Raw genomic sequence first — 14,354 nt, 5'->3', positions numbered from 1 at the left:
CCGGCGGCCGGGGTTCAGCGCACCGGGGTGAGCACGTCCAGGCCGAGGAACGGCTGCAGCGCAGCGGGAACGCGGACCGAACCGTCGGCCTGCTGGTGGTTCTCCAGGATCGCCACGAGCCAGCGGGTCGTCGCCAGCGTTCCGTTCAGGGTCGCTACCGGGCGCGTGCCGGACCCCTCGGCGAGGCGTTCGCGGACCCCGAGGCGGCGGGCCTGGAACGTCGTGCAGTTCGACGTGGAGGTGAGTTCGCGGTACGTCCCCTGCGTGGGGACCCACGCCTCGCAGTCGTACTTGCGGGCCGCCGAGCTACCCAGGTCCCCGGCGGCGGTGTCGATGACCCGGTAGGGCAGTTCGACCGCGGCGAGCATGTCCTTCTCGAAACCCAGCAGCCGCTGGTGCTCGGCCGCGGCGTCCTCGGGGCGGCAGAACGAGAACATCTCGACCTTGTGGAACTGGTGCACCCGGATGATGCCGCGGGTGTCCTTGCCGTACGAGCCCGCCTCGCGGCGGTAGCAGGCCGACCAGCCGGCGTAGCGCTTCGGGCCGTCGGACAGGTCCAGGATCTCCTCGGCGTGGTACCCGGCGAGCGCGACCTCGCTGGTCCCCGTCAGGTAGAGGTCGTCCTCCTGCAGGTGGTAGACCTCCGCGGCGTGGGCGCCGAGGAACCCGGTGCCCGCCATGACCTCCGGCTTCACCAGCGTCGGGGTGATCATCGGGCTGAACCCGTTCTCCACGGCCTTGGCCACGGCCAGGTTCAGCAGCGCCAGTTCCAGGCGCGCCCCCACCCCGGTGAGGAAGTAGAACCGCGACCCCGACACCTTCGCGCCGCGCTCGGTGTCGATCGCGCCGAGCAGCTCGCCGAGTTCGAGGTGGTCGCGCCAGGCGTCCAGGCCCGCGGGCAGCTCCGGCGGGGTGCCGACCTCCTCCAGCACGGCGTAGTCGTCCTCACCGCCGGCCGGGACGCCGTCCTCCACGACGTTGGGGATGAGGCGCAGCGCGGCCTCGAACTCCTCGGCGACCGCGGCCTGCTCGGCCTCGGCGGTCTTGACCCGCTCGGCGAGTTCCCGCACCCCGGCGAGGATCTTCTGCTTCTCCTCGCCCGTGGCCGCCGCGACCTCCTTGCCGCGGGACTTCTGCTCGGCGCGCAACTGCTCGAACTGGGCGATGGCCGTGCGCCGCCGGGCGTCGAGGTCGAGGACGCGGTCGACGACGGTCTCGTCCTCGCCGCGGGCCCGCTGGCTGGCCCGGACGACGTCCGGTTCGTCCCTGAGGAGTCGCAGGTCGATCACGGGACGACACTAACGGGTCCGCCCCGCCCGGTCCGAGCGAGTCGCCGGCCCGCGGCTCCTCCCTCCCGGCCCGCTAGCGTGGCCGGATGACGGTGGTGGACCTGATCGACACCGGCGTGGTCGCCGTCGTCCTCGCGCTGGCCCTGGTGGTGGTGTTCACCCTGCTCGCCCGCGAGCGCCGCACGACCCGCCGGTTGCGGGCCGTGCAGGTCCCGCCCACGGCCCCGCACCTCCCCTCCACCCGGCAGCGGCGCGCCGCGATCGTGGTGAACCCGACGAAGTTCTCCTCCCTGGACGAGCACGCCCTGCGCCGACGGCAGGCCTACGTGGCGGCGGTGTTCCGCTCCCACGGCTGGGAGGACCCGCTGTGGTTCGAGACCACCCCGGCCGAGCACGGCCGGCAGCAGGCGCAGGAGGCCGTGGCGCGGGGGGTCGACCTCGTCCTGGCCGCCGGCGGCGACGGGACGGTGCGCGCGGTCGCCGAGGGGCTGACCGGGACCTCGACGCCGATGGCGCTGCTGCCGGCGGGGACGGGGAACCTGCTGGCGCGCAACCTGGACGTGCCGCACACCGACCTCGCCGCGGCGCTGGACCTGGTGTTCACCGAGGAGGACCGGCGCGTCGACGTGGGCTGGCTGGAGGTGGACCGGGGGCCGGACGGGGAGCGGGACGACGGGCGGGACGGGGGCCCCGAGCGGCACCTGTTCCTCGTCATGGCGGGGCTGGGGTTCGACGCGGCGATGATGGCCGGCGTCGAGGACCGCCTCAAGCAGCGGCTGGGCTACGGGGCGTACGTGGTGTCGGGGGCGCGGGCGCTGTGGGGCCCGCAGGCGAAGGTGCAGATCGCGGTCGACGACGAGACGCCGACGCCCTCGCGCACCCGGGCGGTCATCGTCGGCAACTGCGGGAAGCTGACCCGTCAGCTCGTGCTCATGCCCGACGCGCGGATCGACGACGGCGTGCTCGACGCCGTGGTGCTGTCCCCGCGCGGCGGGATCGGCTGGGGCGAGGTGGCGTGGGCCATCGCCACCCGCGACCGGCGCGGTCAGCGGCGGGTGCAGCACCTGAGCGGGCGGCGGTTCGAGGTCCGCTGCGCCGAACCGCAGGAGGTCCAGCTGGACGGGGACCCGATCGGGCCCGCCCGGCGCATCACGCTGAGCGTGGACCCGGGAGCGCTGCTGGTGCGCTGTCCGCCGTTGCCCTGAGCGAGCGCGCGGTGACGGCGTGCGCGGCGAAGGAGGCCGCCGCGAAGGCCGCGTCGCGCAGGACCGCGGGCAGGTCCGGTTGCGGCCGGCGCCAGCACTGGGACAGGACGTACCGGGCGCCGTCGGCGGCGACGACGGGGACGGCCAGGACGGCCGCGGCCCCCCACCGCCGGGCCAGGTCGGTGTCGACGACGGAGCTGGTGCGGGTGTCGGGCACCCACACGGGCCGCTGGGTGGCCAGGGCCCGCGCCACGGCGCTGCGGCCGTGCTCGTCGTAGCCGGCACCGTCGACGGCGCGGGGCGCGTCGCCGTAGCCGGTCAGGACCGTCCAGCGCGCCTCCCCCGCCGCGCGGCCGACGAGGACGGTGAAGTCGGGCCGGGTGAGGTCGTGCACGGCGCGGGCCAGGACGTCGACGACACCGCTCTCGCCGTCGGCGCGGTCCACCTCGGTGGTGGCCTGCAGGATCGCGTGGACGCGGTCGAGCTGACCGGCCGCCTCGACGCCCTCGACGTGGTCGGCGAGGACCCCGGCGAGCAGGCGCAGCTGCTCGCGCCGGGCGGCGTCGACCGTGAGCGGGAGGCGGTCGTAGACGCACAGGACGCCGAGGACGCGGCCGAGGGCGTCGAGCACGGGGACCCCGAGGTAGTGGCGGACCCCGGCGGTGGCGACGTCGCCGCGGGCGGTGCGGTGGTCCTCGGCGCAGTCGACCTCCAGGACGTCGCGCTGCAGGACCGTCCACGCGCAGGGGGAGCCGTCGCGCGCGACGCGGGTGAAGGAGTGGCCGTGGGCGCCGAGGAGGTGCACGTGGTCCTCACCGACGACGTTGAAGCTGGCGAACTCGGCCCCGGCCAGGCCCGCGGCCAGGGCGGTCGTCCGCCGCAGGAGCCCCTGCGAGCCGGTCGCCGCCGCCAGCACCCGGCGGGCGAGCTGGACGCGCTCGGCCTCGTCGGCCGGTCGCGGGGCGGGGGTCGGACCGGCGAGCCGCGCGCCGGGGTGCGGCCGGGGGAAGTCGACCGGGGCGGCGTCGGCGGCCGTGAACACCTCCGGGGCCGGGACCGGCCGCGCGAAGTGGAAGCCCTGCAGGACGTCGGCCCCCAGACCGCGGACGAGCTCGGCGGTGCGGGCGTCCTCGACGCCCTCGGCCACGACCTCCATCGACAGCCGGTGGGCCAGGTCGACGAGGGCGCGCACGATGGCGGCGTCCACGGGGGCCTGCGCGGCGGCCGCGACGAAGGTCCGGTCGATCTTGAGCTCGTCGACCTCGAGCTGGCGCAGCATCGTCAGCGACGTGTAGCCGGTGCCGAAGTCGTCCAGGGAGACGCGGGCGCCGGCGGCGCGCAGGCCCGCCAGGACCGCGGCGGCCCCGCACGGGTCGGCCAGCAGGGCCGTCTCGGTGACCTCCAGGGTGAGGACCCCGGGGTCCAGGCGGTGCTCGGCCAGGACCGCGCGGACCGTGCCGAGCAGGCCGGGGTCGTGGACGAGGGCGGCGGACAGGTTGACCGAGACGCCGACGTCGTGACCCGCCGCCCGCCAGGCGGCGCACTGGGCGGCGGCCCGTTCCAGGACCCAGGTGGTGAGGGCGACCATCGTCGGGGTGCCCTCGGCCAGCGGGACGAACGCCCCCGGCCCCAGGAGCCCGTGCTCGGGGTGCTGCCAGCGCACCAGGGCCTCCACGCCGACGACGCGGTGGGTGCCGGCCGCGACGATGCGCTGGTAGTGCACCCGCAGCTGACCGTCGGCGATCGCCGCGGGCAGCTCGGCCTGCAGCGCGAGCGCGGCGGGGTCGGCCGCGGGCGGTGCCGCGGGGGAGATCAGGCTGGTCACGTCCTGTGCATCGGCACAGCACCGCCCGCTTCTAGATGCGCCGTGCGGGTGGTGGCGGGACGGCCGGGTCGGGGATCGCCGGGAGGCGGCGTCAGGAGGCGGCGTCAGGAGGCGGCGTCAGGAGGCGGCGCCGGCGCGGAGCCGGTCGAGCCAGCTGCGCGCCCGCGCGAAGTCGCCCTCGCTCGGGCCGGAGCCGCTGGCGGCGCGCCCGCCGTCGGCGCGCGGGTAGCTGCCCACGAAGCGGACGCGCTCGCAGACGCGGTGCAGGCCCATGAGGGCCTCCCCGACGCGGGCGTCGGCGACGTGGCCGTCGCAGTCGATGGAGAAGCAGTACCGCCCGAGGGCGTCGCCGGCGGGGCGGGACTCGATGCGGGTCAGGTTGATCCCGCGCGTCACGAACTGCTCCAGGGCCTCGACGAGGGCGCCGGGCCGTTCCTCGCGCAGGAACACGACGAGGGAGGTCTTGTCGTCGCCGGTGGGGGCGGGGGTGGTGCCGGCGCCCGGTCGGGAGAGCAGGACGAAGCGCGTGCGGGCCCCCTCGCGGTCCTCGATGCCCTCGGCGAGGACGTCCAGGCCGTGCCGGGCGGCGGCGAAGGGGGCGCAGACGGCACCCTCGAAACCGGCCGGTTCCCCCCCGGCGGCCTCGTCGGCCAGGGCCTGGGCGGAGGCGGCCGTGGAGGTGGCCGGGACGTACCCGACGCCGGGCAGCCGCTCGTTCAGCCAGCGCCGGACCTGGGCGTGGGCGTGGGAGTGGGTGCTGACGCGGGTGATGTCGCCCAGGCCGACCCCGGGGCGGGCGGCCAGGACGAACGTCACGGGGATGACGACCTCGGCGACGACGACGAGCGGGTCACCGACCGCGAGGCCGTCGAGGGTGGCGGGCACGCCCCCTTCGACGGAGTTCTCGATGGGCACGCACCCGACGTCGGCGTGCCCGCGGCGGACGGCCTCGATGGTGGCGTCGACGCTGGGCAACGGCTCGGCGGGCGCGTCGCCGACGACGGTCCGCAGGGCGGCCTCGGTGAAGGTCCCGACGGGTCCGAAGAACGCGTAGCGCAGCACGGTCCCGCACAGTAGTCGTCCCCCTCCCCCGGCGGGGACGACCCGGGCGCGGGTTCAGCCGGCCCGGCGCAGCCTGCGCTTGTCGGTGCGCCCGCTCCAGATGGCGTCGCGCTGGTCCTCGGTCAGCCCGCCCCACACCCCGTAGTTCTCGCGGTGCGTCAGCACGTGCTCGCGGCACTGGCGCAGGACGGGGCACTCGGCGCAGATGGCCAGGGCCGCGGCGTCGCGGTGCTGGCGGGCCGCTCCCCGTTCGAGCTCGGGGTGGAAGAAGAGCTCGGAGTCGGCGTCCCGGCAGGCGCCCGAGAGCTGCCACTCCCAGGCCTCGACCGTGGGGCGGAGTCCCTTGCTGGTCTCACTCACGGCATTGCCCCCCTCAGGTGTCACGTGGCGCGGTGGCCCGTGGCGGTCACGTAGTGGTCCTGTGGACCGGTAGTGCCCTGTCGGGGAAAAATCTAAACGCTATGCGACTGGTTAGTCACTACCCGTGATTGAACAGGGGTGTGTCGGACGACCAGCCGCCACAGGACGACGACCGCGGCGCACGCCCACCACAGGTCCCCGTTCTGCACGACCCGCGCCAGCACCGTCGGCACGCTGCGCTCGGCGAGCAGGTTCGCACCCCACCACGGCCAGGCGACCCACAGCAGCAGCAGACCCGCGACCGCGGCCACGACCCGCGCCCGCACCCGCGCGTCCCCCACGAGCGCGCCGAGCACGACGACCCCCCACAGGTAGTGGTGCAGCCAGGAGACCGGGGAGACGAGCAGGGCCACCAGCCCGCAGGCCGCGACCTCCCCCACGACGTCCCCGCGCCGGTGCAGCGCGCGGGCCAGCGCGAAACCGGCCACCGCCGCGGCCAGGGCCAGCACGCCCCACAGCGCCGTCGTCGCCCCGTCCGAGAGGTACAGGCGCAGGACGAACCCGCGCAGCGACTGGTTGGACGAGCCCGCGTTGGGGCCGAGGCGGTCGGAGTTCAGCAGCGCCGACGTCCAGAACTCCAGCGAGCCCTCCGGGGCCACGGCGAAGGTCGCGACCGTCACCCCGACCGCGGCCAGGACGGCGTTGCGCAGCTCGCGCCACTGCTTCGTCACCGCGAAGTGGACGAGGAAGACCCCCGGCGTCAGCTTGATCGCCACCGCGATCCCGACGAGGGCCCCGCGCGGCCAGCGCAGGGTGAACCGGCCGAGGCGCACCCCGTCGGCACCCTTGACGAGGTCCAGCAGGCACAGCGTGACGAGGACCGCGTTGACCTGCCCGAAGCGGATGTTCTCCCCCACCGGGGAGATCCACACGCACGCCGCGACGACGAGCCCGTGGGCCAGGCCCGACCACCGGCCCGCGCGCGCCAGCAGCGGGCCGAAGGCCAGGCCGACGATCGCGTGCAGCAGCAGGAGCTGGAACCCCGTCCACACCCAGCCGGCCACCGTCCACGGCAGGAGCGCCAGCGGGATCGACAGCACCGCCGAGAACGTGGGGTAGGTGAAGGGCAGGAGCTGGGGCACCTCGGTCTGGAAGAGGTAGACGGGCCGGCCGATGAGCAGCGAGCGCCCGGCCTCCCGGTAGACCTCCAGGTCGACCTGCCACTGGTCGTCGGGGTAGGCCACGAGGTACCGGTGGACGATCGGCGCGACGGCCGCGAGCACGACGAGCACCCCGAGCGCCCGCCACAGGCCCGAGCGCCCCCGGGGACGCGCTCCCGTCGGTCCGGCCGGCTCAGCGGTCCCCTGCGTCAGCACCCCCCGATCCTCCCCCAGCGACACACAGGTCCCGACCATCGGCACCCCTAGCCTGGTGGGGTGCTCCACCCGATCCCCGCCCCACCCGTCCACCGCGCCCCGCGCCCGACCCTCCTGGCCGCCGCCCTGGCGGTCGCGGCGACGCTGGCGGTGCTCCTGGGGACGGCCGTCCCGGCCCACGCCGCGACGGGCGCGGACGGACGGGCACCGCTGGTCGTCGTCGGGTTCTCCGGCGTGCGCTGGACCGACGTCTCCGAGCGGGACACCCCCGCGCTGGCCTCGATGACGTCCGGGGCGGTCGGGACCGTCGCCGTGCGCAGCGTCTTCACCGCCGCGTGCCCGGCCGACGGCTGGCTGGGCCTGTCCGCGGGCCGGCGCGCCACCGACTTCGACGGCACCTCCGCCGAGCACGTCAACGCCCCCTGCGCGCCGGTCCCGGCTCCGGTCGGCACGGGGGACGGGCCCACCGGCCCGGCCACGGTGCCCGGGTTCGAGGAGTTCCGCCGGATCGCCGACGCCGGCACCTTCGGGGCCGTCCCCGGCACCCTCGGCTCCGCCCTGGCCCCGGTGGACTCCCTGGCGGTGGGCCCGGGGGCCGCGCTCGCGCTGGCCGACACCTCCGGCCGGGTCCCCGACCACGTCGCGGCGACCACGCCGGCCGAGATCGGCGGCTACGTCCAGGACGCCCTGGAGAACGGCACCCGCGTGGTCGTCGTGGACGCCGGTGTCGTGCGCGACCCCGGGGACCTGCCCCGGCGGGAACCGGCCCCGGCGCTCCCGCGCGCCCAGCAGGTCGCCGCCGTCGACGCCCGCCTGGCGGCCGTCCAGCGGGCGGTGGCGGACTCGACCGGGACGGGGGCGACGACGCTGCTGGCCGCCTCCCTGGCCGACGCCGGCCGCACCGCCCACCTGCAGTTCGCCGCGGCGACCGGGCCGCAGCCGGGGTCGGGGGACTACGAGGGCTTCCTGGGGTCGCGCTCGACCCGCCAGACGGCCATCGTCCAGACCACCGACCTGACCCCGACCCTCCTGGCGCTGGCCCTCGGCTCCGACCACGGCACCGCCGGGCTCGTCGGTGCACCGGTCACGAGCACCGACGCCGACACGTCCGTGGCCGACCGCGTGGAGAAGGTCCGCGACCTCGACGCGGCCGCGCAGGCCGTCCAGCCGCTCGTGGGCCCCTTCTTCACGGTGTGGGGCATCGCGCAGATCGTCCTGTACGCCGCGGCGACCCTGGCGCTGCGCACGGCCTGGGGCGGTACCGCCGGGCGGCGGCGGGTCCTGGCCTGGCTGCGCGGGGTGGCCGTCGCGTTCGGCGCCGTGTGCGCCGCGACGTTCCTGGCCAACACGATCCCGTGGTGGCGGGCGGGGGACTCCACGGGCAGCCACCTGCTGGCCGTCACCGGCGCCGTCGCCCTGTACGTCGCGATCATCACCGCGCTGGCCCTGCTGGGGCCCTGGCGCCGGCACGCCCTGGGGCCGCTGGGGTTCGTCGGCTTCGTCGTCGCGGCCGTCCTGGCGGTCGACGCCGCGACCGGCTCGCGGCTCATCACCTCCAGCCTCAACGGGCTGCAGCCGGTCGTGGCGGGGCGGTTCTACGGCCTGGGCAACCAGCAGTTCGCCCTGTTCGCCACCGGCGCGCTGCTGTTCACCGTCGCGGTCGCGGACTGGCTCGTGCGCAGCGGCCGGCGGCGCCCGGCGGTGGTGTTCGTGGCCGCCGTCGGGCTGGTCGCGACGTACGTGGACGGGGTGCTGGGCTCGGACTTCGGCGGCCCGCCGGCGATCCTGCCCGCGTTCGGGCTGCTGACCCTCGTCGTGGCCGGGGTGCGCATCACCTGGCAGCGGGTCGTGCTCATCCTCGGTGCCACCGTCCTGGTCCTGGCCGCCATCTCCGTGGCCGACTGGCTGCGCCCCACCGACGACCAGACCCACCTGGGGCGCTTCGTGCAGACCCTCGTCGACGGCGGGGCGTGGCAGGTCATCGAGCGCAAGGGCGCGCAGAACCTGCGCATCCTGTTCAGCAACTGGATCCTCAGCCTCGTCCTCGCGCTGGCCGCGGTGTTCATCGCCGTCGTGCTCGCGCGGCCGCGGGTGCTGGGGGTGGCGGTGCTCGAACGCGCCTACGCCCGCCACCCCGTCCTGAAGCCGGGGCTGGCGTGCCTGCTCGTCCTGCTCGTCCTGGGCTTCGCCGTCAACGACTCCGGGGCCGCCGTCCCGGCCGTCGGCGCGATGCTCGCCGTCCCGCTGCTCATCGCCTGCACCACGCGCGTGGTGGAGGAGGAGACCGCGCGGACCTGACGGCGCCCCCCGCCCGGGACGGGACCGTCCCGGGCGGGGGGCGCTCACCTCACGCCGGCTCCACGCCTACTTCACGCCTACTTCACGCTGCCGGCGGTGAGGCCCGAGCGCCAGAACCGCTGCAGGAGGACGAAGGCGATGACCAGCGGCAGCAGCGCCAGCAGCGAGCCGATGACCACCAGCGGGTAGTACTCGGCGAAGACCGGCGCCGAGGAGTTCCAGCTGTAGATGCCCAGGCTCAGCGGGTACAGCGAGGTGTCGGACAGCATCACCAGGGGCAGGAAGAAGTTGTTCCAGATCGAGGTGAGCTGGAACAGGAAGATCGTCACGAACCCCGGGCCCAGCATCCGCAGCCCGACGAGGAAGAAGCTGCGCAGCTCGCTCGCCCCGTCCATACGGGCCGCCTCCAGCACCTCGTTCGGCACGTAGGACTCGGAGAACACCCGGGCCAGGTACACCCCGAACGGGTTGAACAGGACCGGGATGAACACCGCCCAGAACGTGTTGACCACCCCGAGCTCGGAGGCCATGAGGTACAGCGGCAGGCCGAGCACCGTGGCCGGCACCATGACCGACACCAGCACCAGCGTGAACAGCGCCTTCTTGCCGGCGAACTCGAACTTGTCGAACACGTACCCGGCGGCCGTGCTCAGCAGCGCGCCGACGGCGGCGCCGACCACGGCGTACAGGATGCTGTTGCGGTACCACGTCAGGTACACGCCGCCGTCCTCGGACACCAGCGAACGCACGTTGTCGAGGAGGGCGAAGGAGGAGAAGTCCAGCAGCCGCGAGGCGAACAGGGCCTCGGCGTCCTTCGTCACCGCCAGCAGCAGCCACAGCAGGGGCAGGAGCGCGTAGAGCGCGCCCAGCCCGACCACGGCGTTGGCGACGATCCGCCCCGTCGGGCTGGCCCGCCGGACCCGTCGCACCCTCCCGGGCGGGGTCCGGTCGACGTCGGGTTCCGACCGGGTGCTCGTCGTGGTGCTCGCCGTGGTGCTCACGCCTGGTCCTCCCCCGCACGACGGGACCCGCGGGAGGCCCCGCGCGAGACCAGGTAGGACAGCGCGCAGCACACGATCAGCAGCAGGATCGAGGCGGCCGAGGCCAGGCCGTAGTTGTTGCGGGTGAACGCGGCGTCGAAGATGTACATGTTCGGCGTGAACCTGCTTCCGATGAGGGGGGTCACCTCGCCGAGCAGCAGGGGCTCGGTGAACAGCTGCAGCGCGCCGATGACGGTGAACATCACGACGGTGACCACGGTGGAGCGGATGAGCGGCAGCTTGACCCGCAACGCGGTGCGCACCGGTCCGGCGCCGTCGATGGCGGCCGCCTCGAGGAGTTCACCGGGGACGGCCCGCAGCGCGGCGAAGAAGATGACGGTGGTGTACCCCAGACCGCTCCACAGGGCGATGTTGACCAGCGAGGGGACGAGCAGTTCGAGCCCGAGGAAGTTGATCTGCAGGTCGAGCCGTTCCAGCGCGGCCGTCACCGGGGACAGCCCCGGCGTGTAGAGGTACAGCCAGATGACCGCGGCGATGACCCCGGGCACGGCGTGGGGGACGAACAGGATCGTCTGGCTGACCTGGCGCAGGTGCACCAGCCCGGAGTCCATCAGCAGCGCCAGCGCCAGGGCCAGGACCACCACGACGGGGATGAAGAACGCGACGTACAGCAGCGTGATGCCCACGCCCTGCAGGAAGCTCGGGTCGGCCAGGACGGCGGCGTAGTTGCGCAGCCCGGCGAAGGTCGTCTCCCCGTTGCCGAACCCCAGTCCGGTGTGGGTGCGGGAGAAGAAGCTCAGGTAGGCCGCGTAGCTGACCGGGACCAGGAAGACCGCCACCAGCAGCAGCGAGAACGGCCCGAGCAGCGCCGCGACGGCGATGCGCTGGGAGCGGCGCGAGGGGCGGACGGAGTCGTGGACCACCGCGGGTCCACCGCTCGTGGTGCTCGTGGTGCCCGTGGTGCTCATCCGCGCCGCACCCCCAGCCCGAGGCTGCGCAGGTCGGGCAGCGTCGCCTCCTCCGCCGCGGCCAGGGCCTCCTCGATCGTCGTGCCGTACTCCAGGCGGGCCAGCCCGTCCTGCAGCGAGGCCCCGGTCGCCTGCATCCGCGGCCCCCACAACCAGCCGACGTCCAGCAGTTCGGACTGGCCGCTGACGAAGCCGTAGTAGTCCTGGCCGGAGTAGTAGGAGGTGTCGAGCTGGTCGGCCGCCGGCCCGATGAGCGAGGGGGCGGCGGGGAACATGGCCGAGGTCCCGCTGGACAGGCGCGCGACGGCGCTGTCCGGGGACGTGCTCATCCACTCCAGGAACTCCATCGCCCGCTCCTTGCGGGGGCTGTCGGCGGTGATGACGTGCACCGACCCGCCCTGCACGCCCAGCGACGGGGTCTGCCCGGCCCACTGCGGCAGGGGCGCGGCGCGCCACTTGCCGGCCCCGCCGGGCACCGCGGTGATGAGGTTGGCCGCGCCCCAGGCCCCGACGATGAACGAGGCCGTGCTGTCGTTGGCCAGCGACGCGAGCCACTCCTGGCTGCCCTGCGGGACCAGTTGCACGTTCCGCTCGTCGACCAGGCCCTGCCACAGGGTCGCCACGCGCTGGGTGGGTTCGTCGAGCAGGTCCACGACCCACTCCCCGCCGTCCCCGGCGTCGGGGTCGGTCTGGAACCAGCGGGCGCCCAGCTGCTGGGCGTACCCGGCCAGCCACGGCCAGCCGTTGGGGAAGAACGACGCCAGGTCGACACCGGTGCGCGACTTCAGCGTGGCGGAGGCCTCGGCGAACTCCTCCCAGGTGGTCGGCACGTCCAGCCCGGCCCGGGCCAGCAGGTCCGGCCGGTGCAGGAACACCATCGGTTCCACGTCGAGCGGCACCGCGTAGGTGCGTCCGCTGAACGTCGCGGTGTCCCACGCCTGCGGGAGGATCGCGTCCCGGAACGAGGGGCTGATGAGGTCGGTGAGGTCGGTGGTGACCCCGTCCAGGGTGAAACCCGGCAGGTCGGCGTACTCCATCGACGTCACGTCCGGGGCGTTGCCGGCCCGGGCCGCGTTGGACAGCTTGGCGTTCCCGCCGGCGCCGCCGGAGGGGACGGTGCTGAACTGCACGGGGGCGTCGGGGCGGGCCTCGTTCCAGGCCGCGACGACGTTCTCCGTCCCGCGCAGCGAGGACCAGAACGTCAGCGGCCCGTCGGCGCCACCGGTGGTGGCCGCGCCGCACGCGCCGGTGGCGCCGACGGCCGCGGCCGCTCCGGCACCGGCGAGGACGTGCCGACGGGTCAGTGGCGCCCGGGTCGGGGGCGGTGGCATGAAGACTCCTCAACGACGAGTTGTCGAACGGTCGGTCGGCTGGAACCGGGCTAGAACGTCGCAGCCGGAGCACGACCGGTCAAGGGCGATCGATCACCCAGGATCGATCGATCAGCCCGGTGGACTTTCGCTCAAACAGCCTCGCACCCGCCCCGGCGGGCTCGCCCGGGTGGCGTGCCGGGGGGACCGCCCTACCGTGGTCCCGTGAGCCCGCGGCCCGAGTCCCCGGCCGGGACGGAGCGGTCCGGCGACTGGACCGCACCGGCCACGTGGGACGACGCCGCCGTCGGACGCGCCGTCCGGGCCGGGGACGAGCGCGGCCTGCGCGAGGCCTACGAGCGCTTCGCCCCCCTCGTCAACGGCCTGGCCCGGCGCCGGCTCGGGGAGCAGGACGCCCAGGACGTCGTCCAGGCCGTGTTCGTCGCCGCCTGGCGCTCGCGCGAGCGGTTCGACCCCGAGCGCTCCTCCTTCGCGGCCTGGCTCGTGGGCATCACCCGCCACCGCGTCGCCGACGCCCTGGCCCAGCGGTACCGCGCCGAGGTCGTCACCGAACCGGCCCGGCTGCACGGCGGGGACGCGGCGGTGCTGCACGAACCGCTGCCCCAGGACGCCGCCGCCGACCGGGTGGTCCTGCTGGCCGAGATCGACGAGCTGGGCGAACCCCAGCGCACCCTCGTGCGGCTGGCCTTCTTCGACGACCTCACCCACGCCCAGGTCGCCGCCCGGACGGGTCTGCCCCTGGGCACGGTCAAGAGCCACCTGCGCCGGTCGCTGCACCGGCTGCGCACACGCCTGGAGGCCGACCGTGCCGCCCTCTGAGCCGAACGGGGTCCGGCACCTGGACGAGGACGAGGCGGTGCTGGCCGGTCTGGGCGAACCCCTGGGCGCGGCCGCCCACCAGCACCTGGCCGACTGCGCGCGCTGCCGCGCCGAGGTCACCGGCTGGGCCCGGCTGGGCGCGGCCCGGGTGGCCGAGGACGTCGAGGCGCTCGCCCCGCCGGCGGGGACGTGGGACCGCATCGCCCGCGAGACCGGGGTCGGCGCGGCCACCCTCACCGCCCCCGCCCCGGAGGCGGTCCCCGCCTCGGGACCGGCCTCGGGACCGACCTCGGGACCGGTCCCGGCCGGGCACCCCCGTGTGCGCCGCCCCGCCGACCGGGCCTGGCCCGCCGTGGCCGCGGCCGCCGTGGTGGGCCTGCTGGTCGGCGGGGGCGCCGGGGTCCTCGGGACGCGCCTGTCCAGCGCGGGCGAGCCCGCCGCCGCGGCCCGGACGGTGGCCGTCTCCAGCGCCACCCTGCGCCCCCCGGGCGGGACGACGGAGGGGGCCGACGGTCCCGGCGGCAGCGCCGAGGTCGCCGAGGAGGACGGCACCGTCCGGTTGCACCTGCGGGTGCACGGCGTCGTCGCCCCCGAGGACGGCTACCTCGAGGCGTGGCTGCTCGACGCCGACGGCGGGATGGTGTCCCTGGGGACGGTGGCCGGTGACGACACGACCGTGACCGTGCCCACCGGCCTCGACCTGACCCGGTTCGCCGTGGTGGACGTCTCGCGCGAACCGCTGGACGGCGATCCCGGGCACTCCTCCGACAGCGTCCTGCGCGGCACGCTGTCGGGGCGGGTCTGACCCGCACCCCGGCGC

The 14,354-nt window shown here is 75.2% G+C and carries 12 protein-coding genes; 4 read left to right on the top strand and 8 right to left on the bottom strand.

Going from position 1 to position 14,354, the window contains the following annotated elements:
• Positions 1 to 14 precede the first annotated feature (14 nt).
• Positions 15 to 1,289 (bottom strand): serine--tRNA ligase, encoded by a 1,275-nt coding sequence (gene serS, locus AB2L27_RS01445; RefSeq protein WP_370439671.1) that lies wholly within the window; start codon positions 1,287 to 1,289, stop codon positions 15 to 17.
• A gap of 86 nt (positions 1,290 to 1,375) precedes the next feature.
• Between serS and AB2L27_RS01440 the strand changes: the two genes are divergently transcribed.
• The gene (locus AB2L27_RS01440; RefSeq protein WP_370439670.1) at positions 1,376 to 2,494 is read left to right on the top strand and encodes a diacylglycerol/lipid kinase family protein; all 1,119 of its coding nucleotides are present in this window, start codon (positions 1,376 to 1,378) and stop codon (positions 2,492 to 2,494) included.
• On the opposite strand, the gene AB2L27_RS01435 is transcribed toward AB2L27_RS01440, so the two are convergent.
• The 4 genes from AB2L27_RS01435 to AB2L27_RS01420 form a co-directional block, all read right to left on the bottom strand.
• Positions 2,439 to 4,319 carry an EAL domain-containing protein gene (locus AB2L27_RS01435; RefSeq protein ID WP_370439669.1) on the bottom strand — a complete coding sequence of 627 codons (1,881 nt, stop codon included), beginning with the start codon at positions 4,317 to 4,319 and terminating at the stop codon, positions 2,439 to 2,441. The genes AB2L27_RS01440 and AB2L27_RS01435 overlap by 56 nt on opposite strands.
• Before the next feature lie 117 nt (positions 4,320 to 4,436).
• Positions 4,437 to 5,381, bottom strand: coding sequence for a prephenate dehydratase (pheA, locus tag AB2L27_RS01430; RefSeq protein ID WP_370439668.1), 945 nt, complete (start codon positions 5,379 to 5,381; stop codon positions 4,437 to 4,439).
• A gap of 54 nt (positions 5,382 to 5,435) precedes the next feature.
• Positions 5,436 to 5,741 carry a WhiB family transcriptional regulator gene (locus AB2L27_RS01425; protein ID WP_370439667.1) on the bottom strand — a complete coding sequence of 102 codons (306 nt, stop codon included), beginning with the start codon at positions 5,739 to 5,741 and terminating at the stop codon, positions 5,436 to 5,438.
• 92 nt (positions 5,742 to 5,833) lie between these two features.
• Positions 5,834 to 7,117: a glycosyltransferase 87 family protein gene (locus AB2L27_RS01420; protein ID WP_370439666.1), complete on the bottom strand. Its 1,284-nt coding sequence runs from the start codon at positions 7,115 to 7,117 to the stop codon at positions 5,834 to 5,836.
• Between the two features lie 60 nt (positions 7,118 to 7,177).
• On the opposite strand from AB2L27_RS01420, the gene AB2L27_RS01415 reads away from it, so the two are divergent.
• The gene (locus AB2L27_RS01415) at positions 7,178 to 9,415 is read left to right on the top strand and encodes a hypothetical protein (RefSeq protein ID WP_370439665.1); all 2,238 of its coding nucleotides are present in this window, start codon (positions 7,178 to 7,180) and stop codon (positions 9,413 to 9,415) included.
• Positions 9,416 to 9,492: 77 nt separating this feature from the next.
• Here AB2L27_RS01415 and AB2L27_RS01410 read toward each other — a convergent pair whose 3' ends face one another.
• The 3 genes from AB2L27_RS01410 to AB2L27_RS01400 all read right to left on the bottom strand — a co-directional run bounded on the left by AB2L27_RS01410 (position 9,493) and on the right by AB2L27_RS01400 (position 12,715).
• A complete protein-coding gene (locus tag AB2L27_RS01410) occupies positions 9,493 to 10,344 on the bottom strand; it encodes a carbohydrate ABC transporter permease (protein WP_370439738.1) in 852 nt (283 codons plus the stop codon).
• Positions 10,345 to 10,412: 68 nt separating this feature from the next.
• Positions 10,413 to 11,384, bottom strand: a complete 972-nt coding sequence (locus tag AB2L27_RS01405) for a carbohydrate ABC transporter permease (RefSeq protein WP_370439664.1) — start codon at positions 11,382 to 11,384, stop codon at positions 10,413 to 10,415.
• A complete protein-coding gene (locus AB2L27_RS01400) occupies positions 11,381 to 12,715 on the bottom strand; it encodes an ABC transporter substrate-binding protein (protein WP_370439663.1) in 1,335 nt (444 codons plus the stop codon). Before AB2L27_RS01400 ends, AB2L27_RS01405 begins: the two co-directional genes overlap by 4 nt.
• Positions 12,716 to 12,919: 204 nt before the next feature.
• Here AB2L27_RS01400 and AB2L27_RS01395 point away from each other — a divergent pair, with 204 nt between their 5' ends.
• Positions 12,920 to 13,534, top strand: a complete 615-nt coding sequence (locus AB2L27_RS01395; RefSeq protein ID WP_370439662.1) for an RNA polymerase sigma factor — start codon at positions 12,920 to 12,922, stop codon at positions 13,532 to 13,534.
• Entirely contained in the window at positions 13,521 to 14,339 is an 819-nt protein-coding gene (locus AB2L27_RS01390) for an anti-sigma factor domain-containing protein (protein ID WP_370439661.1), read from the top strand. Before AB2L27_RS01395 ends, AB2L27_RS01390 begins: the two co-directional genes overlap by 14 nt.
• The last annotated feature ends 15 nt before the right edge of the window (positions 14,340 to 14,354 follow it).

Source organism: Kineococcus halophytocola (assembly GCF_041276425.1).
Classification (GTDB): Bacteria; Actinomycetota; Actinomycetes; order Actinomycetales; family Kineococcaceae; genus Kineococcus; species Kineococcus halophytocola.
The sequence above is the reverse complement of the archived record's forward strand: the minus strand, read 5'-3'. Positions and strand labels throughout refer to the sequence as shown.

Bases quoted from the DNA above. Each gene is read 5' to 3' on its own strand.
- AB2L27_RS01440 (WP_370439670.1), top strand. From the start codon at position 1,376: ATGACGGTGGTGGACCTGATCGACACCGGCGTGGTCGCCGTCGTCCTC.
- AB2L27_RS01400 (WP_370439663.1), bottom strand. From the start codon at position 12,715: ATGCCACCGCCCCCGACCCGGGCGCCACTGACCCGTCGGCACGTCCTC.
- AB2L27_RS01405 (WP_370439664.1), bottom strand. From the start codon at position 11,384: ATGAGCACCACGGGCACCACGAGCACCACGAGCGGTGGACCCGCGGTG.